23 protein-coding genes are annotated in these 19,906 nt (G+C 60.9%); all 23 read right to left on the bottom strand.

Translation table 11 applies throughout. From position 1 onward, the window contains the following. Window positions 1–55: 55 nt before the first annotated feature. The 23 genes from ACJQWL_RS12650 to ACJQWL_RS13930 all read right to left on the bottom strand — a co-directional run bounded on the left by ACJQWL_RS12650 (window position 56) and on the right by ACJQWL_RS13930 (window position 19,875). Window positions 56–205, bottom strand: a complete 150-nt coding sequence (locus tag ACJQWL_RS12650; RefSeq protein ID WP_330968461.1) for a hypothetical protein — start codon at window positions 203–205, stop codon at window positions 56–58. A gap of 120 nt (window positions 206–325) precedes the next feature. Further along, window positions 326–628, bottom strand: coding sequence for a hypothetical protein (locus ACJQWL_RS12645; RefSeq protein WP_330968460.1), 303 nt, complete (start codon window positions 626–628; stop codon window positions 326–328). 25 nt (window positions 629–653) lie between these two features. Further along, the gene (locus ACJQWL_RS12640) at window positions 654–1,127 is read right to left on the bottom strand and encodes a hypothetical protein (protein WP_330968459.1); all 474 of its coding nucleotides are present in this window, start codon (window positions 1,125–1,127) and stop codon (window positions 654–656) included. Window positions 1,128–2,025: 898 nt separating this feature from the next. Continuing rightward, window positions 2,026–2,469: a hypothetical protein gene (locus tag ACJQWL_RS12635; RefSeq protein ID WP_330968458.1), complete on the bottom strand. Its 444-nt coding sequence runs from the start codon at window positions 2,467–2,469 to the stop codon at window positions 2,026–2,028. A gap of 32 nt (window positions 2,470–2,501) precedes the next feature. Further along, window positions 2,502–2,930 (bottom strand): DUF2750 domain-containing protein, encoded by a 429-nt coding sequence (locus tag ACJQWL_RS12630; protein WP_411300938.1) that lies wholly within the window; start codon window positions 2,928–2,930, stop codon window positions 2,502–2,504. A gap of 58 nt (window positions 2,931–2,988) precedes the next feature. After that, a complete protein-coding gene (locus tag ACJQWL_RS12625) occupies window positions 2,989–3,252 on the bottom strand; it encodes a hypothetical protein (protein WP_330968457.1) in 264 nt (87 codons plus the stop codon). A gap of 20 nt (window positions 3,253–3,272) precedes the next feature. Next, window positions 3,273–3,518: a hypothetical protein gene (locus ACJQWL_RS12620; protein WP_330968456.1), complete on the bottom strand. Its 246-nt coding sequence runs from the start codon at window positions 3,516–3,518 to the stop codon at window positions 3,273–3,275. Window positions 3,519–3,702: 184 nt separating this feature from the next. Beyond that, complete coding sequence (locus tag ACJQWL_RS12615; RefSeq protein WP_330968455.1) at window positions 3,703–4,509, bottom strand: TraB/GumN family protein; 807 nt, start codon at window positions 4,507–4,509, stop codon at window positions 3,703–3,705. Window positions 4,510–4,983: 474 nt separating this feature from the next. After that, on the bottom strand, window positions 4,984–6,255 hold the full coding sequence (locus ACJQWL_RS12610; protein WP_330968454.1) for a glycosyltransferase: 1,272 nt from the start codon (window positions 6,253–6,255) through the stop codon (window positions 4,984–4,986). 454 nt (window positions 6,256–6,709) lie between these two features. Then, entirely contained in the window at window positions 6,710–7,180 is a 471-nt protein-coding gene (locus ACJQWL_RS12605) for an Sbal_3080 family lipoprotein (protein WP_330968453.1), read from the bottom strand. A gap of 673 nt (window positions 7,181–7,853) precedes the next feature. After that, window positions 7,854–8,225, bottom strand: coding sequence for a DUF6404 family protein (locus ACJQWL_RS12600; protein WP_411300937.1), 372 nt, complete (start codon window positions 8,223–8,225; stop codon window positions 7,854–7,856). Between the two features lie 822 nt (window positions 8,226–9,047). Further along, window positions 9,048–10,298, bottom strand: a complete 1,251-nt coding sequence (locus tag ACJQWL_RS12595; protein WP_330968451.1) for an FAD-binding domain — start codon at window positions 10,296–10,298, stop codon at window positions 9,048–9,050. A gap of 110 nt (window positions 10,299–10,408) precedes the next feature. Further along, the gene (locus tag ACJQWL_RS12590; RefSeq protein ID WP_330968450.1) at window positions 10,409–10,795 is read right to left on the bottom strand and encodes a VOC family protein; all 387 of its coding nucleotides are present in this window, start codon (window positions 10,793–10,795) and stop codon (window positions 10,409–10,411) included. A 93-nt stretch (window positions 10,796–10,888) separates the two neighbouring features. After that, a complete protein-coding gene (locus tag ACJQWL_RS12585; RefSeq protein WP_330968449.1) occupies window positions 10,889–11,305 on the bottom strand; it encodes a hypothetical protein in 417 nt (138 codons plus the stop codon). 512 nt (window positions 11,306–11,817) lie between these two features. Then, window positions 11,818–12,483, bottom strand: coding sequence for a DUF2306 domain-containing protein (locus ACJQWL_RS12580; protein WP_330968448.1), 666 nt, complete (start codon window positions 12,481–12,483; stop codon window positions 11,818–11,820). Between the two features lie 150 nt (window positions 12,484–12,633). Next, window positions 12,634–12,882 (bottom strand): hypothetical protein, encoded by a 249-nt coding sequence (locus ACJQWL_RS12575; RefSeq protein WP_330968447.1) that lies wholly within the window; start codon window positions 12,880–12,882, stop codon window positions 12,634–12,636. Between the two features lie 408 nt (window positions 12,883–13,290). Beyond that, window positions 13,291–13,599 (bottom strand): putative quinol monooxygenase, encoded by a 309-nt coding sequence (locus ACJQWL_RS12570; RefSeq protein WP_330968446.1) that lies wholly within the window; start codon window positions 13,597–13,599, stop codon window positions 13,291–13,293. 1,347 nt (window positions 13,600–14,946) lie between these two features. Then, window positions 14,947–15,495: a DUF805 domain-containing protein gene (locus tag ACJQWL_RS12565; protein WP_330968445.1), complete on the bottom strand. Its 549-nt coding sequence runs from the start codon at window positions 15,493–15,495 to the stop codon at window positions 14,947–14,949. Between the two features lie 318 nt (window positions 15,496–15,813). Further along, window positions 15,814–16,308 (bottom strand): nuclear transport factor 2 family protein, encoded by a 495-nt coding sequence (locus ACJQWL_RS12560; protein ID WP_330968444.1) that lies wholly within the window; start codon window positions 16,306–16,308, stop codon window positions 15,814–15,816. 132 nt (window positions 16,309–16,440) lie between these two features. Next, window positions 16,441–16,869 (bottom strand): bleomycin resistance protein, encoded by a 429-nt coding sequence (locus ACJQWL_RS12555; RefSeq protein WP_411300936.1) that lies wholly within the window; start codon window positions 16,867–16,869, stop codon window positions 16,441–16,443. Between the two features lie 79 nt (window positions 16,870–16,948). Beyond that, window positions 16,949–17,308: a DUF952 domain-containing protein gene (locus ACJQWL_RS12550; RefSeq protein WP_330968443.1), complete on the bottom strand. Its 360-nt coding sequence runs from the start codon at window positions 17,306–17,308 to the stop codon at window positions 16,949–16,951. Between the two features lie 84 nt (window positions 17,309–17,392). Next, a complete protein-coding gene (locus tag ACJQWL_RS12545; RefSeq protein WP_330968442.1) occupies window positions 17,393–17,779 on the bottom strand; it encodes a VOC family protein in 387 nt (128 codons plus the stop codon). A 1,580-nt stretch (window positions 17,780–19,359) separates the two neighbouring features. Beyond that, window positions 19,360–19,875: a YbbD-related protein gene (locus ACJQWL_RS13930; RefSeq protein ID WP_502361385.1), complete on the bottom strand. Its 516-nt coding sequence runs from the start codon at window positions 19,873–19,875 to the stop codon at window positions 19,360–19,362. Window positions 19,876–19,906: the final 31 nt, after the last annotated feature.

Raw genomic sequence — 19,906 nt, 5'->3', positions numbered from 1 at the left:
GTGCCATCAGGCGGCAACGGCTCGAATGACCGGCGGGGCGCAGTCGGCCTTCGAACTACAGGCCCCGCACACGGCATGCCACCAGCAGCAGGCCGAAGCCGATGATCCATGACCAGGTGGCGAATGGCTGCGGAACGCTCGCCACGCCGAAGTGCGCAACCAGCGCGACCACGAACAGGACCAGCGAAATTACCCATACGGCCATGGTGGGAGCTTTTCCGGAATTGCGCATTTCACGTCCTTTCAGTGGTGGTGCAGGGAAATCGGGCGGATCTGCCCGTACTGCCTGGCGCCTGGGTAGTACCGGCGCCCGGCGCGTCGATTGTCATCCATCAGAGCGCATGAGATGCAATGCCACGGATGCAACCAGGAACAGGACCAGGAACAGGACCGAGGGCCATCGGGGGCCATCGGGGGCGATGCTGGCTGCGATCAGGTACATGCCGAACACAACCGGGACGGACGAAGCGAGCGTGCGGGTGCGCCGGGTTGGCGCAATGCGTCCAGGAAGCAGCACGGGACGAATGAAAGCTCGAGTAGCAAGATCCGGCGGCGTCCACGTCGCCCACAATGCGACTGTCCCCCAGGCGACGAACGCCGCGCCCAGTGCGATGAATGCATGGTCCACGATGAACCTCCTGTTCCAACGGTGATCAAGGTGATCGGCGAAGCGTCTTCAGCCTTGCCGAGTCGTGCGGGCGCACCCACTCGGGACGCACCAGCAGCGAACAGGCAGCAGCGGCAAGCGCGCCGATCATTTCCAGCGGAAGCCCCGCCCCGAGGTCCGCCGGTCCAAAGATGCCCCACTTGTACGCCAGCGTTGCAATGTAGCCCAGTGCCGCCCCCAGGAGGGCCCGCACCACCCGGCGGCCGGCCACGGCATCCGGCGCCAGCGCGCAGGCCGCCGACATCAGTAGCCCGGCCGCCAAGGAAGGGGCGAGCCCGAGGACCCACGAGAAGGGCAGGGCGACCACCAACAACAGCAGGGCGTCGGTAGCGAACTCACCGAATGACAGTTCACCCGATACCCGCGGCACGAACGTCAACCAGACCAGCGCGCCCATCGGGGGGGCGGCGGCGCCGAAGAGCAGCACGATTCGCCAACTGAAGAGCTTCGGGAGGCTCATGCCGGGCCCGGCGCGTGACTGGATCCCCGGCGCGATTCCGGGTCCGACATGGACAAATACCACGGGCGCACGGGGCTAGGCATAGCCCTGTTCGACGAACAGCGCGTAGCCGCGGCCCCTGAGTTCGGCAAGCTCTTTGAACAGGGCACTGTCCACCTCCTCAAGTTGAAGCAGGACTTGCCCTGCATTCGTGCCTGCAGCCCGGGCGACAGTCCATCCAGAGGCTCGGGGTTGGTATACACGGGCATGAGGTGGTAGCTCACGAAACGCGCCCTGACCTGCACCGCGCCGAAAAATGCCGGCTTCCCGCTCCCGGCGGACTGGGCGGACTGGGCGGACTCCACGTAATACTCATCGCCATCGTCACGCTTCACGACCAGCCGCGAGCCGCTGACCGCCAGGACAGAGCGTAGTTCCGAATACACGGCTTGAAGGTCCGGCATCTTCGCTCATCGGTGAAGGCCGCGCGCACTTCAGCGTATGCCTCAGCGTCCGGGCGGGGCCGCGAAGCAGCAACAGGCTCAATGCACCGCGCGAAGCGAACTGGTGCCTGATCCACGCTCTCCTGGGTGGTATCGGGAGACCGGCTGCCGGAATCACACGGGTCCGGGACGCTACTGTGCTTTGAATGGATTGTCACGGCGAGGCCGATGCGCGGTTGTCGATGATCGAATGCCAATCGTGGTCGCCTGTCCTCTGGTCTCCCATGGCGAAGCTGTGCAATGAGGGAAGTGCCGGGGGCAGGCTGCGATCGCAAAGGTATCGCGCCTTCCATCCGAGAGGCCGGGACCCGCAGTCTATGCCGGCGATCAAACGCGCATCGCAAGAGAGCACGAATTCATTCCTCGCACCCCGGTTGCCAGGGTCGGCCGGAAGGCCTACAGAACAGGGGGCCGAATCAATTCGTAAGGAATGCCGGCGGCGGGAAGCTGGCGATCTTGGCCTCTTCCTGGGCGGCACGCTCTGCTGTCCAGCCTTCCTGCAGGAAGGCATGGATTGCCCTCAGTTCTGCGTCCGTCAAGTACGACAACTGCTCTCTCGCGACGATCCCCATGATGCTGCCCTTTGCATACATGTCCCGCCCGTCCCGGGTCACGCCGGTGGTGATGAGCTTCCTGAATTCTGGAAAAGAGTAGGCCTGCACCATGCTCAAGGGCGGCGCATTGATTATTTCCTTGGGCGTCTGGTGGTGGCAGTTGACGCAGCCCACTACATAGGCCAGACGCTCCCCCGACGGAGCCGATTCCGGTGCTGACGTTGCAGCTGTGTCAGGCGCTTCACTGGAACACGCCGAAAGCGCGAACAACAGTCCCGCACTCAAGCACAAGCGAAGTCGGTTCACGGCGTAGTCTCCTGGGCGGATTGCCAAGCGCATCAGGCCCCACCGCGCGGGCGCCGAGCTACCAGTTTCTTGCGCAAACGAGACAGATCGGAGGCCTGGAGCCGCGGGGCCGGAGCGAGATCCTGACCAAAGTCTGCGGCGGGAACCATCAGGCACGCCATCCGACAATCTGGGCAGGCACCGATAAGGATGCCGTCTTCGATCAGGTGGGGAGTGCTTAGGGTGAGCCATCGGTCCAGCGACCTGGGCACCGGGCGGAACCCGGACAGATTCGGCAGCCCGGCCAATACCGCCGAAGCTTCCTCTTCGCTGGGCCACACGGGGATGAGCTCTTCTCCCGACTCATTCGGCAGTATGAGGGTGGACTCCGCTGATTCGGCGATCCACACGCACTGGTTGGACTGGGCGGCCGCGATCAGGCGAGCGTATCGTTCACGGCTGGATTCGGGTTGAGCCTGCATGGAGGGCCTGGTACCTGAGTCAATGGGACCGCGAAGCGACTTTGGCTTCCACGAAGGGTCAGGCCTTTCGCCATGCCCAGACAAGTGAGGCCGATATGTAGCCCAGGCCAGCAAGCAGGGCGGTGAGCGCCAGCGCCCACCAGGCACCTAGAGAGAAAGCGTCGCCAACTGCTCTGCCTGCGAGGATTGCGACCAGCACGACAGCGCCTGAAATGACCCCGGGAAGTGGCGGCGCCACGAAGCGACGATGCATGCGCTTCTCCACCAGGTACAGAAGCGCAAGAGTCAGGGCTACGACTGCTACAGGTACGAGGGTTTGCATGGAAATGTCCAACTCCGGAGTCAAGCCTTGGCGCTGTGCGGCGTAGGCTTGGAAGCCGTGTCAGGCCCCACCGCCAGCTCCACCAGCTGAACCCGCCGACGGCCGGTTGCGAGATGAAACGCAACGTACGCGGCGAGCAACGCCAGCATGACCGAGACCGCCAGCACTGCAGGCATTACCCAATCCGGCGCGCCGCCAAACAGGGCGACGATTCGGGGGCCTGCAAGCGTGCCGGCCAGTGCCCCCGCCAGTGCAGGAAGGAACACCGCAAGTGCTCGGCGAGCAGAAATTTGCTTTGACGTTCTCACGGGTATCCGATGCTGCCTGTGAGGCCCAACTTGCAAAAGGCGTGCATGGACCCTTTGCATGAGGGGCTTGCCCAAATATGCCTGCCAGGGGTCAGGAGCCGCTCGGCAGGACGTCTCGCCAGCCGAAAACAAGTTGCCGGTCTCATGGCGCCATCTGTTTGGCAGGCGGGGAGGCCGATATGCGATCCATCAAGTACGTCCCGTCGTATCCGGGCCACGGTGAAACACCGTCGTGGAATCCCGGAAGGCGATCGGCAGCCCATTTGGAGGACACCGGCCTATCACCGCAAATTCTGCCCATGTCACATACCCAGGCTGTGCCGGAACGGTATGCAATACCTATGGTGGTAGGCGAGAGGTCGGAGAGCAGGAAGGCGGTACTGGAGTCTGTCCGGGGTGCCCTGCTCGCGTGGTAGTTGCCGATCAGCACGACAATACGCCCCTCGCTACCGGAAGGTAGCGCAGCCCGAATAGCGGCGGCCATTGCAGCATCCCTCGTAGTGCCAGAGTGTGGCTGGTCGATGGCGACGAGGCGGATGTTCCCTCCGGTCGCCCGGGTCGCTCGGAGCCGCTCAACTAGGTTGAGCATCGCCCTGCTTGACCGCCCGTCTTGACCCGGCCTCTGCCAGAACGGGCCTGCAAGCAGCTCCAACCTGTCGGTTGGCGATCCCGGGCTGCGCAGGTAACTATCCAGCCGCTCCTGCTCTCCACTGTCAATCTCCAATCCGACGACAACTTCGCGCCCGTTCTTCGCAACCCTGCAAACGTACTGCCCGACGAGCGCGGGCGCTTCTTCTGTTCCGTGCAGCTCGCCGAATATAAGCAGGCGGCTATCCGGAATGTCCGTGCTACCTCCGCACGAAGGATCCACCAGATCCAGAGGCACCGAGGAGCAGGAGGCCACGAGAGCGCCTGATAGGAGTATCGCAAGAGCGCTGAACGTCTTCATGGGTGATGGCGCCTGGGTTGAGCCGGTTGCGAAGCGGAGCAGTCTGGACGACTTTCAGCGGCGGCCCGCCTGCGCGAGCGTGGCCACGGCAGGCGCAGTATGCAAGCCGGCGCGCTGGGATCGATAGCACCACTACCATGAAGTAGACAACCAGGATCGGCTAATAGGGGGCTGTCCCGCCCAAACGCCCAAACGCCCAAACGCCCGAAAGCCCGAAAACCTGAAAGGGTAAGGGCGATGACTGGCAACAGGGAGATGCAAAGACCAACCGTTGCACCGGCAGTGGCCGCGGCGAGGTGCCCCTCGGGTCTTGTTCTGGCCGCCCCGGTAGATCGCGCTCATGCCGGTGAGCGCGGCAAATACAAGAATCAAGGAAGGCGCGAACAAGGGGACTCCGTGTCGAAGGGCAGGACGCCAGAAGCCCGGGCTGATCCTCGTCGCGAAGCGGCTTGGGCTTGAACGAATGACCCGCTGCTAGGCCGCAATCCGGTCACCTATCACCCTGACAGCAGTTTCAACACCCTTTTCTTCCGCCACGCGAGCTCCCAACGTCCTGGCGTTCTCACAGATACGCCCAGACGCCGCCACCTGGTTGATTGCCGAGGCGATTCGCGCAGGTGTTGCCCGCTTGCGGGGAATGGGCTTGTATGCGACGCCCATCTTCTCGAGCTCCCGACTCCAGAGCTCCTGCTCTGCCGTATGGGGGACGATGACCGACGGTATCCCGGCACGGAGGGCTGCTTGCGAGGTTCCGGCACCACCGTGATGAACGACCGCTCCGCACAGTGGAAAGACTGCGAAATGCGGCGCGGAACTCACGTAATGGACCTGGCTGCTGCACTCCAGCCCGAGTTGCTCCCAGCCAGGCGCCTGTATGACCGCTCTCACCGACGCCTTCTGTGCCGCACCGGCCAAGAGTGCGATCGTCTGTCCTTGGTTGCTGCCTGACATCATGCTGCCGAAGGTCATGTATATCGGCGGGGAGCCGCTGGACAGGAATGACTGCAGCTGCTCGGGCACGCAGCCCTCGGCAACGGATTCCTGAGTGTCCAGCGCCCCGCAAACCACATAGTGGTTTGGCCAATCCGGCTTCCTCTGGCATATGGCCGGGCTGATGGCGAGCAACGTCAGGTAGTCCGATGCCCACACGTTGTCGATCATGTCACGCGCGGGCGCGACGTCGTGCCTTGCCCGCAACCGGTCCGGGTACTTCTTGAGGGCCTGGTTCAAGACCGACCTGGCAAGTCGCCAGGCCACCCGATTGCTGAAGGTGCCGAGATTAGGCACGCCGGAAGGTGGCTTAAAGGCCGACGGTACTGCGCCATCGGCTAGGACAACGCTCACGTAGGGGCGCCCGTACCGCTCAGCTGCAGCGCCAAGCGTGTATAGGAAGTAGTGCCCGATCACCAGCTCGTTCTCGGCACAGAGTTGCTCGGACGCCCGGTACATCTCTGACTCGGCGGGCAGCAGCAGCTGTTCAATCGCAAGCCGGGTTTGTCTGATCGCGTTCCGCTCACGAACAATCGTGTCCCCGATGCTCTCGAGCAGCAGCCTGTCGGGCACCACAGGTGTTGAAACGACGCGCAGCCGGAAGCCTGATGCCGTGCTGAGCCCGCCATAGCGCTCGCTGTCCACACACGTGATCACCAGCGTTACTTCATGGCCGGCGGCCTGCAGGCCGCCGGCCAGGGCCACAAAGGGCCGAATGTCGCCATGGCTGCCCCAGGTCTGGATTCCGATCTTCATCTGCGGGAGACCTGTCCTTGCGGTCTGGCCGCCGGGTCATGCGGCCCACGAAGCGGCGGACGCATCGTTACGCTTCAGCCGGTCGGCTGCGATAGCGTCCTACAAGCCACCCCAGGCTTAGAACCACCAAGTAGCACTGTAGAAAAAGAACCATGTGGTAAAGCCATGGAGGAGGTTCATGCCAATTGCCAGAAAGCAGGGCTGCCCCCTGGAAAGAAACGTAGAACGGTGGCCAGAGCCAATCAACGGCTGCTTGCCTGGCGAGAAAAACCAGGGCCAGGGCGAGTCCGGACCCCAGGAGCAACGACTCGATCAAGCGGCGTTTCCAGATCTTCATGCGCGTACCTCACGGACCAACATCAATTCTGCCTTACTTCCGAGGCTGCAACAGGAGCCCTAGGCGCCATTGCATGACTCAGCCGCGCCGCGAAGCGACGGCGGCTTGAACGAATTGTTAGGCCGCTGCCTGCCAGAGTGGGAACCTGCGAAGGTGAGCCTGAAGCTTCGGAAAGAGCTGGTCGACGAGCTCGGTGAGCTTGGCCTCTGTGCGAACGAACTTGCTCATGTTGGCTCCACCCGAAAGCGAGTCGTATACCGCACGCCCGGCTTCGCGGCCATCGGCCCAGATCCGCAGATCCACGCGCGCCAGGTAAATGGCCATGTCCCATCGATAGATGGCCTCATAGGTCGCCACCAGCGGGCATGCGGTGCTGGGCGACCCATCTGGCAATGTGCGAACCCGAAAGCCCTTCTTCTCAAGGACCCGGACGTAAACTTCATGAAATCCGTCTTGAACTACTTCACTATTGCGAACGAGGCACACCTCTTGAGCCCGTTGATTCAGCCCGGAAGGTGTCACTTCCTGAGTAATCGCGCACCCCGACAGTGCAAGAGCCATGAGGGCGAGTGCGATGAGTGGCTTCATTGGCTGCTCCGATGACGTAGGTTGATGACGATGGTCGAGGCCCAGCGCCTGACTTGAGCCGCGCCGCGAAACGGGCGTCGGCGTGGACGAGTCGTCAGGGCGCAGACCGGAGGACATGACGGGCCCAAATCGACAGCAGCAGCCAAGCAATAAGAGTGTAGAAGCCGTAGTGGACAACAATCCCCAAGGTTGAAACGCTCGACGACCCGGAAGCTGGAAGGACGTGCTCCGCGAGCGCGAATGGCCAATTGATCGCAGCAGAGTTGGCAAGACTCACGAAAATCGATCTCGAATCGTGCCCGATGGCCGAAACGAACATCGGGAACATTGCAACAGTCCCGAAGACCAGGCCGATCAATATGGATTGTAGTCCGCGTCGCATCACGCTCTGCCGCCTCACGCCTGAGTTGGGCCGCGCCCGCTAAGCGGCGGCGGCTTGGACGATTTGTTAGGCCTGCGCCACGCAGCCGCCAAGCCGAAAAGGCCAAGCGCGACGAACCGACCGCAGAGGACCACTGCGATGATGTTTTACCCGTGGAGTTTTCGATTAGGGACATGTCCCGGGGGCGCTTGGTGTAGGCACGGTTCGCCAGCACCTGAAACGCAAGCGGCGGCACGACCGAAATGAAGGTGATCGCCGCCCATGGTGGTGCATGGGGGCTTGGATGAATTGTTAGGGGCGCAGACCCGGTGCCGGAAACGCAGACCACGAGCCCAGCCGGTGCTTACGCCCCAGGTGCCGATAGTACGCGGCCATGATCAGGCCGAATACCGCACCGCCAATGAGCGCGATCCACAGCGCTCTTTCTCCGGACATGCCTTCGTACCTGCGATTCTCCAGTACCCAAACGGCGAACGCGAAGAGGGGGCCAAAGAGACCCCCTGATAGAGTTGCCAGGGTAACGAACCCCAGGAACGGAGGCGGAGGAACTGCGATCCCAAGATGCCACAAGATCTGCCACAGCGGCGGAAATGCATTCCACTCGCTGACTCCCCGGGTCGCCATGTGCTGCTTGTAGGTATCAAGCTTTCGAGAATCTTTCATTCGCATCAAACACCCGAGTTGAAGCCGCGCCGCGATGCGGGTTCGGCCTGAATGAATCGTTGGGCGCGCTCTTTGGCCGGCGAACCCCGCCAATAGAAGCCAGAGGCAAGTGCCGATCCCACCGAAAGCAGCTGGCAATCCTGCGCAACTCGAGAGGATCGTCGGAATATTGCGGAACCAAAAGCTCGCCGAACACATCTACCATCTGGGCCATCTGCGCGCCATCCTTTGCTGCTACACACGTCAAAGCGTGCCTTTCGATTCTGGGAAGTGGCTTCGTGCCCCACGCCATAATTATCCCGTGGCGAGACCCTTGGGTGGCCTCCGCCGAGCCTGAACGCGCTGCATGTCGACTCTAACGTCCGCCATTCCCTTCTGGTCGTTGATCCGCCAGTAGCAGTGCCAAAGGCCAGCCATCGCTTCAAGCGTTGCGGCCAGGTGGCGAGCGGACTCCTTGATTGCTCCAATCTGCCCTTCTTGGGCCGCTGGCCATGTGCGCCAGAATGCTGCCTCTCTTGTCTTTGCGAGGCCACGGAAGAGGCGCGAAAAGCGCCTTTGATCACCATTGCTTGCAAGGGTTTCGCCTAGTGATGTGCAAAAGCTGGACCAGTCTCGAATTTCAAATTCGTCAAGCGCATGATCAATCAGGTCTTCAAAGCGTCCTTCAGCCAGTCATTCAACTAACAGCGCGTCCTCAATGCCGGACACTTCGTCCCAGACCAAGTCTCGCTTGATCGCATGTCTCAGTGCGTCGCACCGCAGACCAACCTAGGAATGCAACTTTGACATGTAGCGAGATCCCCGTGACGCCTAACGCCTGGGTCAGGCCGCACCGCGAAGCGGCGTCGGCACGAACGAATTGTTAGGCGGCGTCTGCGCTTCTGGGCATGGCATCGCGTATTCGGGCAGCTCCATTGCGTCACGGAAGTAGCGGCCCATTAGAAGCCTGGGAAATCCAGGTAGCCGCATCAAAAGCGTTGCCAAGTCGCGCACGCCTATCCCAAGTTCCGTTTTCGGCACGAACGACGGCACCATGCTCTCAGCGTACCTCTGCTTGCGTGCAGCGTACGGCTTGATGCGCCTTTCGTAGTGCTCAAGCGCTGAGTCGAGATCCGCTCCGTGACCATGGATTTCGCCGGCAAGAACATAGGCTTCGGCAAGGGCCAAGCCCGCTCCCTCCCCGGCTATCAGGGACGGGCAGGCGGCCGCATCGCCTGCCAGAACGACCCTGCCTTTCGCCCACCCATCCATGCGGATCTGGCTGATGCTGTCGAAGTAGATCCCGTCCGTCGTTTCCAGCTGGGACAGTATTCCGGGGCATTCCCAGCCCATGTCGGAGAATGCAGTCACTATTGCGGCTTTGCGCTCTGACTCAGTGACGGGGAGGGTGCCAGTCAGATATTCGTCCCTGAGCAACATGAAGAAGAGTGTCTTGTCATCGCGTACCGGGAACCGGGCTACGTACCTCCCCGGCGCCGAGTGCGCCACATAGAGATTTTCGTCGCGAGGACGATATCCGGCGACTTCGAACGAAGCGACATGGCACCCCATCGGATACTCGAAAAGACTGTCCGGGCCGAATGTGATCTGGCGGATCTTCGAGTGCAGCCCGTCGGCCCCGATGACGAGATCGACCTCCCGTTGCGGCGCGTGCTCGAAGCCAACGCGTGCGTGCGTTCCGTCGTCATCTATCGTGACGATGCTATCGCCGAAGATCGTCTCCACTCGGTCGTCCAGCAAGCCGTAGATTGCAGCGGCGATGTCGGCGCGCGCCAACGTGGCGATGCGTCCATTTGCCAGGCTCTGTAGAACCTTTGAAGGATAACCCCCGCGTGTTCGACCGTGTCTATCGACCATGCGAAGTTCGTCGGTCTCGTACTGCAGCTCCAGTAGCTTCGGAAGCAGGCCCATCTTTTCCATCGCGTCGTAGCCGACTCCCCACAGGTTGAGAACGTAGCCGCCGGTGCGCAATTGGGGAGCCCGCTCGACCAGCACCACCTCATGGCCCATCCTGCCAAGCCAATAGGCCAGGGCCGTGCCCGCGATGCCCGCTCCGTTGATGGCTACTCTCATGGTCGTCCCTTGCGTGATCTTGGTAGCGCCAACAACGAAATTGGCGCCGTTAGCCGCCTTACACCTGAGTTGAACCGCGTCGCCAAAACGGCGTCGGCCGGGACGAACTGTCAGGGCGCACTTTCGCGTAGCTGGAAAATGTTGCCCTCTGGATCCACGGCGTTGCGGACGATGAAGCCCGGGCCGCGCCATTGCTCTGCGAGCACTTGGCCGCCATGCGACTCTGCCACGGCCTGCGCCTCGGAAAGGCTAGGGACCGTATAGAAGAACTTGAAGGCGACGTTGTCGCGGATGGCCGGCAGCAACGAGACATCCGTCTCGTGCGCGACGTGATCTGGCATAGCGTGAATGATGAGCTGGAGGTCCGGGGAGCTCAGGATCACGAGCGCGTCGGTGGTGCGCAGCCGAGCCAGTCCGAGTAGCTTCTCGTAGAAGCGGGCCAACCTGGCGAGGTCTCTTGCGTAAATGAAGAGTCCAGCGCGAGCGGGTCCTGCCATGAATAGCTTCCTGTGCGAGCGCGGGAGTGTAGCTGTGCGCCCTAACGCCTATATTAACCCGTGCCGCGAAGCTGCAGAAGGTTGCATTAATTGTTAGCTGCCGCCGTCAAAGTCTTCACTGCTGACGATGAGATCAAGCGATGGGGCATTCAGCGACCAAGTCGATAACACGCAGCCATGACTCGATGCGACCTGGCACATGAAGTCGACCCATGCGAGGTGATCGTCTGCGGAGAGCGTTACACCGTACGGACGCGTAGTGCCCTTGAGCAGCCAGTAACCATCTGAGCCGCTTTCTGTTGTGACCGTACAGTTTTCGGCTAGCTCCCCTCGCAGATTCTCTACGCGCGCTTGCGATGGGCCGAAGTGGACGAAGTCGATTGCCAAGACTGTTTCAGCGTCGACTCCGCCAGCTACCAGCGCGCTCCAAACCTGCACAGCCTCGGACAATCGCTCGGTCCGCTTGCGCTGCACGTACTCATCCCAGGCTTTGTGAGCTTCACCATTCATTACACCTCCTGTGGCAGCGAACGCCTGAGCTAAGCCGACCCGCGAAGCGGGTTCGGCTTGAATGAACTGCTAGGCGGCGACCTAGTCACCGTCACCGCTGCCCCCGTCGCCGGCGCCACAACCGTGGAGCCCTGTTCCCGGACCACCCGGTGTCCCTCCGTCAGATGGCAGATAGAGCGGATCGATGGTGCTCGGCGAAGCAGGGCCAAGCGCCTGGGAAGATGCAAATGCCACACAGACGATTGCCCCAAGGACCGGCACGAGCCAGATGAGTGCCAGCTGTAGCAAGCGTTGCGACGGAGCAAAGACAGAGATGCGAAGTACTGCAACTGAAGCTGCAACGTTGATGAGCCCAACGACAACCACTAGTAGGACTGTCAGTTCCATCGGACCCCCTAAGCCGCCTGAAACCTGAGCTAAGCCAACCTGAAAAGCGTAGCCAATAACAAGGCAAGCTTGACCCGCATGCCATTCCTTTGGTGTGGCCAAGCAGGTTATGCCTGAATGAAGTGTTAGGCGCGTCTGTACCGCCGAGCGAATAAGACCCGTGCCATCCAGTAGAGCATGAGAAGCAGCACCACGAGCACAGGGATCGCTAGCAGGGCAAGGTTTCGTATGGGGTCTGGAAACACCTGCGCTTGGCCCAGAAAAAATGAAGCAGCGGCAATGAGCAGCGCAAAGCACATGCGCCATAGATGTCGAGCAAGCCGATGCGGCCCTGCGACGCCCCGTGCGAACAACATGCGCAGGTCAAGGAGTGAAGCCAGCAGTGCCACCGAACCAAAGATGAAGTATGGCGGTGGGGGGAACCCGTCTTTTGTGCCAGCGGGACTGTTGAGAGCCTCGAATCCGAAATGGATCCCGGCAATGCCAATTGCCAGCGCAACCAACATTGCGCCAAGGTCAATCCATCGAGCGCCGGAAGCGGGACGCCGAACCGTGAGCAAAGCAGTAGTGACAAGATAGAACGTAAGCGCACCTGCAAGAACCGAGATAGCCTCCGGCTTCAGAGCCGCCATCACTGCGCCAGTAACAGACATGGCCATCATGACCAAAACAAAAAGCATCCCGCTTTTGCGATGCACCTTTGCGCCCTTGAGGCTGTAAAGCGCCACACCACCAGAAGCAAGCGCAACCGAACCGGCGGCGACGTGCAATACAACCAGAGAACTTGGCATGCCTCGTCCGCCCTGAACCGGAGCGTCATCCTGTGCGCATCCCGTGAGGCACGTCGAGTGCCTTTCGTCACTGTGAGACGTGGTTAAGCGCCCAACACCTGAGGCAAGCCGCGCCGCAAAGCGGCGTCTGATCGCACGAGTTGTCAGGGCTCAGTTGCGGCCCCATCGCCACTTTGGTGGCTCGCCCTTGAACCAGCAGACGATTAGCAGGGCAATGGTAAGCGCACCCACAATCATATAGAACTCGATGGGACGTGCCTCAGGCCGCACGAACACTACTGCGGCAGCGATCCCCGCCAGGTAGGCAAGCAGGACCAACCAGCCCTGCCACGTCTTGGGAAAGCCCCAGCCCCAGCCATACGACTTGGCGGGAAACCAATAGTGCTTGTTGTTATCCATCCGTTTCTCCTGACCCGTCTGTGAGGCCTGGCGCCTGAATTAAGCCGAGCCACGAAGCGGCTTCGGGATGAATGAACTGTTAGGTGTGATATGTGTGTCCTGCCGGACGAAGTGCCATGCGGTGAGCAGAAGCGATAAGGCCGGAAATGTGTCTGCTGTGCGCTGAAGAGCCCCACGTATGTGCGTCACGTCAGGGGAAAGAATGACGACGATGGCGAACGCGGCGCCAGCCAAGCGAAGGAAACGGCGCCGGGCACCAACTCCTTAGAACGCCAGCCCGAACAGCACCACAGAAACGGCGAGGACGCGGGCGAGCTTTAGTCGACTCACGGGTAGCGGAATCCTTTCAGTCACACCCGCCACTTGAGTTGGGCGGCGCCGCGAAGCGGCTTCGGCTTGGACGAATTGTTAGGCGGATTTTACCCACTGTGGGGCCAAAGACATGATCCGCGGCTCTTGCTCCAGCAGTTCCCGGCTTTCGACCAAGTAAGCCTGATAATTTGGGTGCGACAAGAAATCTTTGGCCGCTTGCTCAGACTCGTAGTGTTGAAAAGCGCAGATCGAATTCGGATCGTTGCTGTCAAATGTATAGAAGTATGCAAGATGCCCTGAGTTGTCTTGGATCGCAGGAGCCATGTGCCTGAGCCAGACCTTCTTTACCTCTTCGCGCTTCCCGGGCTTGGTCTTGTGAATAATGAAGAGTGCAGTTGAATTCATTGATGCTGTCACTATTGAGGGAACGATACCGTGGCATGCGATGGTCTCAGACGGTGAGACGCTCCAAAGCGGCCTAACACCCGATTTAAACCGAGACGCGAAGCGGCTTCGGCTTGGACGAATTGTTAGGGCCCGAGCCTTGCGCAAATGCGCTACCTCTTGGGCACACGGTTGCGTAGCGGTTTGGAGCAGTAGGTGCGGCCCAAGCACCTGGACTGTGCGACAAGCGTGCAGACCCCGGGCCAAGGCGGCAGCGGCCGAAGGCGGCAGCAGGCGATCTTGCTCAGCCACCAGCTGCAGCACGGGAACCTTCACTGACGGGAGAAGAGCCAAGACGTCGGCGCTTCTGGCCTCGCCGCGCGTGCCCGCGGTACAGCGGGACTGACCGAGCAAGCTTGCCTTGCAGTTTCGGGGTAGCCCACGGGCTGGGAGAGCCCAAGACAGCAGCGGCAGGGGAGGCTTGGCCGGCGCGAAGCGCATGAGCGGGCCTAATGGAGACATGGTCGGCACCGGTGCACGGGCAAAGGTGGTGGACAGGAAAAACCCGGCTAAGCCCCGCGGAGAGGCTGCAGCAATACGAATGGCCAGCGGTCCGTTGAACGACTCTCCTAGTTCGACGAATGGCCCGTAAGAGGGGAGCTGCGCCCGCACAAGTGGCTCCAGTTCGCTGTAGCCCAGGGGCGATCCACCGGGTGAGCTACGGCACGGACAAGGACGCCTAGAGCACCGAGACTGGCGCAGAAGTCTTCGAGCAGGGTCGCGGTGTCGTCTAGGCCCGGAAGAAATACGACTGCTGTCGTGTTACCTCTTGGGACCTAATGCCTGAGTTAGGCCGAGCCGCGAAGCGGCTTCGGCTTGGACGAACTGGGAGGCTGCGGCCCTAGTCGAATTTCTCACCTCGCCTCGCTCTGCGGCAGACACCGGGGGGGGGGGTTCCCAAACTCCAATAACTTGTGCGCGTTCGTTTAGAATTGCAATTCTTGTGTTATTGGGATAAACACGGACACTCTTGACGTCATGGGAATCGCTGTCTTCACCATATAGCTCGCGTAATATTTGGCCTGCGTGGCGCAGGACGTCAGTCTCAATTTGAGTTGCCAAATCGCCAATCTCAGCCAGTCTCTTACCTTCGAGCTCAATTTCCCGGGGGGGCGGATTTCATGGAGGCTCCTGCTTGGAGTGGGCAGTTTAATTAAGGCAAACTGCGAGGAGTATTGGCCCCTCAAGCAGAAGAACGGAGCTTCCATTGAGGACAGGGCACGCCGGCTAATACCCGGGTTAAGCCGCGCCGCGAAGCGGTTTCGGCTTGGACCAATTGTTAGACCGCGGAGTCTGGTTGTGGAGGTATCAGCGCGGGATCGGCTGCGTTGGCTCCATTGCTTTGGTCGGATAGGTGAGGAGATAGAGCAGCACTAGGATGCCGCCTACCGGCGCCAAGCTGATGAGCTGCCACCAAGGATTGAAGCCGGCGTCGCGCAGGCGGCGAGTGCAGGCCGCGATCCACGGCAGTAACACCAGCAACGAAGCCATTTGCAGCGGCAGGGGGCCGACGGCCTCGGCGAACAGCGAGGCGAGTGCCAGTACCATGGTCACGGCGAGCGCGAACCACCAGAAGTCCGCAGGTGGGGTGATGCCGGTGAATTCCAGGCTACGCATCACGCCTTCGCGCATTGCTTTAAGGGCCGGCTGGCTGGGTGCCGGATCGCCCACCAGCAGCGTCTCGGCCGGCACCTCGAAGACGGCAGCCAGTGCCCGCAAGGACTCAGTCGAGATTCTTGCGCCTGATTCTAGGCGCTGGATGGTCCGAAGGTGCAGGCCGCTCAGATTGGACAATTGCTCCTGTGACCATTGGCGGGCGGCACGGAGCTCTCGAAGTCGGGCGCTATTGATGTGCATGGGTGCTCCTCGGAATCTGTTGCCTTGGGTTCCGGCCATCATCCTGCCGCACGCCTGCCTTCCGTGACGACACGGACCCGACACGGGCAGGGCACGAACCCGACTACGCGCTGTCGGGCCGGGCCTCCACTGCCTCCAAGCGACGTAGGAGCCACTTGAAGGGCTGCTACTGGCTGGAAGGCGGGTTTGGACTGGGCAACCGGCATCCGCCTCGTCGAGGTGCGTAGTGTGATCGGTCAATGTGCCCGGTCTCCACGATGAGCGGCCTGACACCTGAGTTCAACCGCGCCACGAAGCGGCGTCGGCTTGGGCGAATTGTTAGGGCTCGCTGCCCGCAGCCCGATGGCCGTAGCTAAGCACGCGGGTTAGCTGCCAAACGCCGTCCTTATGCCGCCAGATCATTGTGAAGTCAGCTACGCCCTCGCACTTTCCGCTCGCGAATTGACAGAAACGGTGCGAGCCCTGCGAGATGGCGCCGAAGTCCTTGATGGGGTGAACCTGAAGTGTGTCAGGCATCAGCTCCCGGCTGAAGTTGCCACATACGTACTTCCTGGTATTTGCCAACATCTCGTCGCGGCTCCACGTGACTCCGCCCGTGTCGTGATAGAACTCGACGTCTTCGGCGAAGTAGCCTGTGTGCCTTTCAAGTTGCGCCGGGTCGCTGCACCGGTTGAAGGCATCAAATGCCGCCGAATCCAGCGCCGCAACCGTTGCGTGAAGCGTTTCGCCGGTCGAGGCGTCGGGGCCCTCTGTGCCGGAGGCGAAGACAGGGACTGCGAGCATTGCGGCCACCAGGGCCGTAAGGACTTTCATTCGCCTCTCCAAATTAATGGTGCGAGTCCTAACACCTGAGTCAAGCCGACGTGCGTAGTGCAGGTGACGGCGTGGCGAGCTTTTTCTGCCGCGCCCTTGCCGGAACGAAGCAGGTTCGGCTTGAACGAATTGCTAGGCCGTACCCCGACTCCCCAGATGTTGTGCGAAACGAAGTAGGTAGCCATCCGGGTCTTGAACGAGCAACTCGCGCTGCCCTTTTTGTACATTGGGCGTGACCGAGTACCACGTGTCCTTGACCTCTCTAAAGATGGTCACGCCGGTAGCCACCAAGGCAGAACGGACCGCATTGGCGTCAGGGACCTCGATTTGCAAGTTAATACCTCGCCCAAGCGGGCGATCAAGAGGAGTTACATTCCATCCGCGCTCGTGCTGTTGTTCCAACATCAGCTGAGCTTGCCCGAGTTCAAGGTAGGCGAATGGGGGGGCGTCTCGCTGAAATCGAACAGAGAAGCCGGCAGTTGTGTAGAAGCGAAGTGAGACTTCAATCTGGTCGACCGTGAGTTCGGGTACGAGAGCGTTCCAATAAGGATCTCGAAGCATATGAGAGTCCATCGCAACTTGTGCGTCCTAACACCTGAGTTAAGCCGCGCCGCCCAGCAGCATCGGCTTGAATGGATTGTTAGGCGCCCGCCGGGAACTTGAACCCGGGCACGCCATTGAGTTCAACAGTTTCGAACGGGTGCACTGCGACAACCGAAGAAAATAAGATGTTTGGACGGGTGAGTGTGACCTGGTGGAACGGCTTGTCCTCCGTGGGAGGTGCAAAAGCCAGATCTTCCGCAATATCGGTGCGTCGGATTTCCAGCACCACAGGTGCCTCGCCTGGCGTGAAATACAGGTTGGCAACCGTAGCCACATCCTCACGTAGGTTTAAATGCACGCGGTCGCTGCGCTCGTCCGACGGGCAACGAGGAACCACGCCTGAGGCTGTTGCTATTGCAAGCTCGGCAGCAGAGACGACTCGAAACAGGTTTTCCATAGACTCCACGCGCCTGAAGCCTGAATTAACCCGTGCCGCGAAACGGCATCGGATTGAATGAATTGTTAGGCCCGCAAGCGAGCATTACCGTTTCTCTTCCATGAGGCCAACCAAGTTTCCGTCTGGATCACGCAAGAATCCAGTCCAAAGCTGATGGTCCGGCAATGTTGCAGCCAGTTGAGGGGCCCGCTCGCTAACGGCGCCGCGGTCAACAATAGCCTGGTGCGCAGCTTCTATTTCTGACACCTTGAAGTAGACAACTGAGTTGTGTCCAACGCTACCGGAGCCCTGCGGCGTGGTCAGCATGAGGCGGACACCGCCCGCGTCCAAGAAGGCAAGATTTGGACCGGCGCTGAACAAGAATTTCAATCCCAGCGCATCTCTGTAGAAGGCGAGCGCAGCGTTGACGTCACTGACCGTCACAGCGATCTGTCCGATGCCTGAGATCTCTTGGACGCTACTAGCCGACATACCAGCATTCTCCAAAGCGCCAAACGCCTGAATTAAGCTGAACCGCGAAGCGGCGTCGGCTTGAATGAATTGTTAGGCCGCGACCCCACTACGGCCCGATCTCCGAAGCCACCGCCACCGTCAGGTCGTGGTTGACTTTGGCCGATACCTTATAGCTGCCGCCTCCCTCAAAGTAGTCCTGTGGCTCGTAGGAGTACTCCCGGCCGTTGGCGGAGAAGCTCACCGCCAAGCCGGACTCGCCAGACGGGTAGACGTGGGCAGTGCTTGATTGGCTTGGAGCAACGGCTCCCAAACTAGCCTCGAAGCCGCTGCCAGAGAGCACGACACTCTCCAGGCGATGCCCACTGGTGTTGTGAAAGGCGACCGGAGTGCTAGAGCTGCACGCGCTCAAAACGGAAGCTATAACCGCACAGATCATGAGTCGTGTCATAGCGGCCTAATGTCCGAGATAAGCCGACTTGCGACGCAAGTTCGGCTTGATTGAGTTGTTAGGCCTGCGGCCCGGATTGTGGATCCTTGAACTCTGGCGTATCACGGCAGACGGCGCAATGCTGGCCGCGCTTAGATTGGTAGATGCGCGCGGCAGTAAACACCGAGGCCGACAGAAGAGCCCAAATCGCTCCCTCAGTAGTCGCATGATCGAGCGTCCTCCCCCGAGCGAGGTGTGCCAAGACGATGATCACGAATGTTCCAGCAAATACGACCAGGTAGCGGCGGACCCAAAACATTGTACCCATCACGCAATGCTCCCGAGCAGGCCTAACACCTGATTTAAGCCGCGCCGCGAAGCGGCGTCGGCTTGGACGAATTGTTAGGCCGCTCCCCGGCAGACCGCCCGGGGAAGGACCTCTTGCAGTGCCGGCATGACTCGGTTTGCCTGCAGAGAAGCATACGCCGAAGCCGACAGTGGACCGACAACGGACCCCTTCGGCGCCTTAGCTGGCGACCCGTATAGCGACTTGTGGAGGACATAGAAAGTGGAGGTCCCGGTGCTAGGCGCGACCTGCTCTACGACCACTACATCCTCGTTGGAGCCGACCGCTGAAATGCAAGGCTCGACTATGACGGTATAACTCGATCCGCCTTCGCGGAAGGCCAACGAGGTGTTCGAGGTGAGGTCTGTCCAGGCAACCTCAAAATTGCCATCTTTCCACTCAACGCCATGGTCGATGCCAGCGCAGCCTACTAGTGCGGCAAGTAGGACCATGAAACTAGCAAGACGCATGAGTTCTCCTGAGCGGCCTAACACCAGAATTAAGCCGACCCGCGAAGCGGGTTCGGCTTGAATGACTAGTTAGGTGGTGCTGCCGCGGATGCCTGCAGAAGTTGCAGCCGCGAGGCCCACACCACCCGTGAGCTGGAACATTAGCAGCCCAGGCCGACCGGCGCTTTACTCGGAACCCGCATGGCGACATGCCGCCGAAGATGGCTCCGCAATGATTGAGCCGAGCGGCCAAGCCGGTGTAGGGCCAGTAGCAAGATGTCGCCGAAGGAGAGCGGCCGGAGCCGGCGCCGGATGAGCCCGCGACGCACGACACGTTGGCGAGCCAGCGGCCGACGGAGCGACTGCCGAACAGCTATCAGCAGTACCGCCTAACACCTGAGTTACGCCGCGCCGCGAAGCGGCGTCGGCTTGGACGAATTGTTAGCCGTATGAGCTGCCACATTACATACTCGCACCGACCCTTGCGCATTTCGCAGAAGAGTGACCATGTTTGCCCCTCCTCTTGATGCCAAAGTAGGGTGTTTCCCTTCCTGCGCTCCGCAGCGACTGAGTCCTGCCAGCCGACATAAGGCGAGGCGCTAGGGGCGCCCGGTTTGAACCTGGAGAAGAGGTCCGGGGCCTCTTGAGGGTTGAACTCAAAGTGCCCGACAGACCCGCCGTGATCCAAATCGTTATGCGTGTAAATGCTACGGCTGGACGAGGGGAGCAAATCCGGCAGCCAGCCGTGCGCGATGGCGCCGCCCGGGGCGCGAGCCTCCGCCAGCGACGTGTATGTGCGCTTCACGCTCGTATCAGTTGCGATCAGAAGCAGCCACAGGCCAGCTGCCCCAAAGCCGAACAGAACCACAAGAACCAGTAGAACTACCCGCATACGGCTAACACCTGAGTTAAGCCGTGCCGCG

It is taken from the genome of Novilysobacter viscosus (assembly GCF_046600715.1).
Classification (GTDB): domain Bacteria; phylum Pseudomonadota; class Gammaproteobacteria; order Xanthomonadales; family Xanthomonadaceae; genus Lysobacter_C; species Lysobacter_C viscosus.
Note: the sequence above shows the minus strand (reverse complement) of the source record. Positions and strands in the feature narration are given on the sequence as shown.

Coding starts and splice junctions, on each gene's coding strand:
- ACJQWL_RS12570 (WP_330968446.1), bottom strand. CDS start 13,599: ATGAATTCAACTGCACTCTTCATTATTCACAAGACCAAGCCCGGGAAG.
- ACJQWL_RS12575 (WP_330968447.1), bottom strand. CDS start 12,882: ATGGATAACAACAAGCACTATTGGTTTCCCGCCAAGTCGTATGGCTGG.
- ACJQWL_RS12585 (WP_330968449.1), bottom strand. CDS start 11,305: ATGAATGGTGAAGCTCACAAAGCCTGGGATGAGTACGTGCAGCGCAAG.
- ACJQWL_RS12550 (WP_330968443.1), bottom strand. CDS start 17,308: ATGGAAAACCTGTTTCGAGTCGTCTCTGCTGCCGAGCTTGCAATAGCA.
- ACJQWL_RS13930 (WP_502361385.1), bottom strand. CDS start 19,875: ATGCGGGTAGTTCTACTGGTTCTTGTGGTTCTGTTCGGCTTTGGGGCA.
- ACJQWL_RS12625 (WP_330968457.1), bottom strand. CDS start 3,252: ATGCAAACCCTCGTACCTGTAGCAGTCGTAGCCCTGACTCTTGCGCTT.
- ACJQWL_RS12595 (WP_330968451.1), bottom strand. CDS start 10,298: ATGAGAGTAGCCATCAACGGAGCGGGCATCGCGGGCACGGCCCTGGCC.
- ACJQWL_RS12640 (WP_330968459.1), bottom strand. CDS start 1,127: ATGAGCCTCCCGAAGCTCTTCAGTTGGCGAATCGTGCTGCTCTTCGGC.
- ACJQWL_RS12615 (WP_330968455.1), bottom strand. CDS start 4,509: ATGAAGACGTTCAGCGCTCTTGCGATACTCCTATCAGGCGCTCTCGTG.
- ACJQWL_RS12605 (WP_330968453.1), bottom strand. CDS start 7,180: ATGAAGCCACTCATCGCACTCGCCCTCATGGCTCTTGCACTGTCGGGG.
- ACJQWL_RS12565 (WP_330968445.1), bottom strand. CDS start 15,495: ATGCACATCAATAGCGCCCGACTTCGAGAGCTCCGTGCCGCCCGCCAA.
- ACJQWL_RS12590 (WP_330968450.1), bottom strand. CDS start 10,795: ATGGCAGGACCCGCTCGCGCTGGACTCTTCATTTACGCAAGAGACCTC.
- ACJQWL_RS12610 (WP_330968454.1), bottom strand. CDS start 6,255: ATGAAGATCGGAATCCAGACCTGGGGCAGCCATGGCGACATTCGGCCC.
- ACJQWL_RS12600 (WP_411300937.1), bottom strand. CDS start 8,225: ATGAAAGATTCTCGAAAGCTTGATACCTACAAGCAGCACATGGCGACC.
- ACJQWL_RS12650 (WP_330968461.1), bottom strand. CDS start 205: ATGGCCGTATGGGTAATTTCGCTGGTCCTGTTCGTGGTCGCGCTGGTT.
- ACJQWL_RS12555 (WP_411300936.1), bottom strand. CDS start 16,869: ATGCTTCGAGATCCTTATTGGAACGCTCTCGTACCCGAACTCACGGTC.
- ACJQWL_RS12580 (WP_330968448.1), bottom strand. CDS start 12,483: ATGCCAAGTTCTCTGGTTGTATTGCACGTCGCCGCCGGTTCGGTTGCG.
- ACJQWL_RS12630 (WP_411300938.1), bottom strand. CDS start 2,930: ATGCAGGCTCAACCCGAATCCAGCCGTGAACGATACGCTCGCCTGATC.
- ACJQWL_RS12545 (WP_330968442.1), bottom strand. CDS start 17,779: ATGTCGGCTAGTAGCGTCCAAGAGATCTCAGGCATCGGACAGATCGCT.
- ACJQWL_RS12560 (WP_330968444.1), bottom strand. CDS start 16,308: ATGAAAGTCCTTACGGCCCTGGTGGCCGCAATGCTCGCAGTCCCTGTC.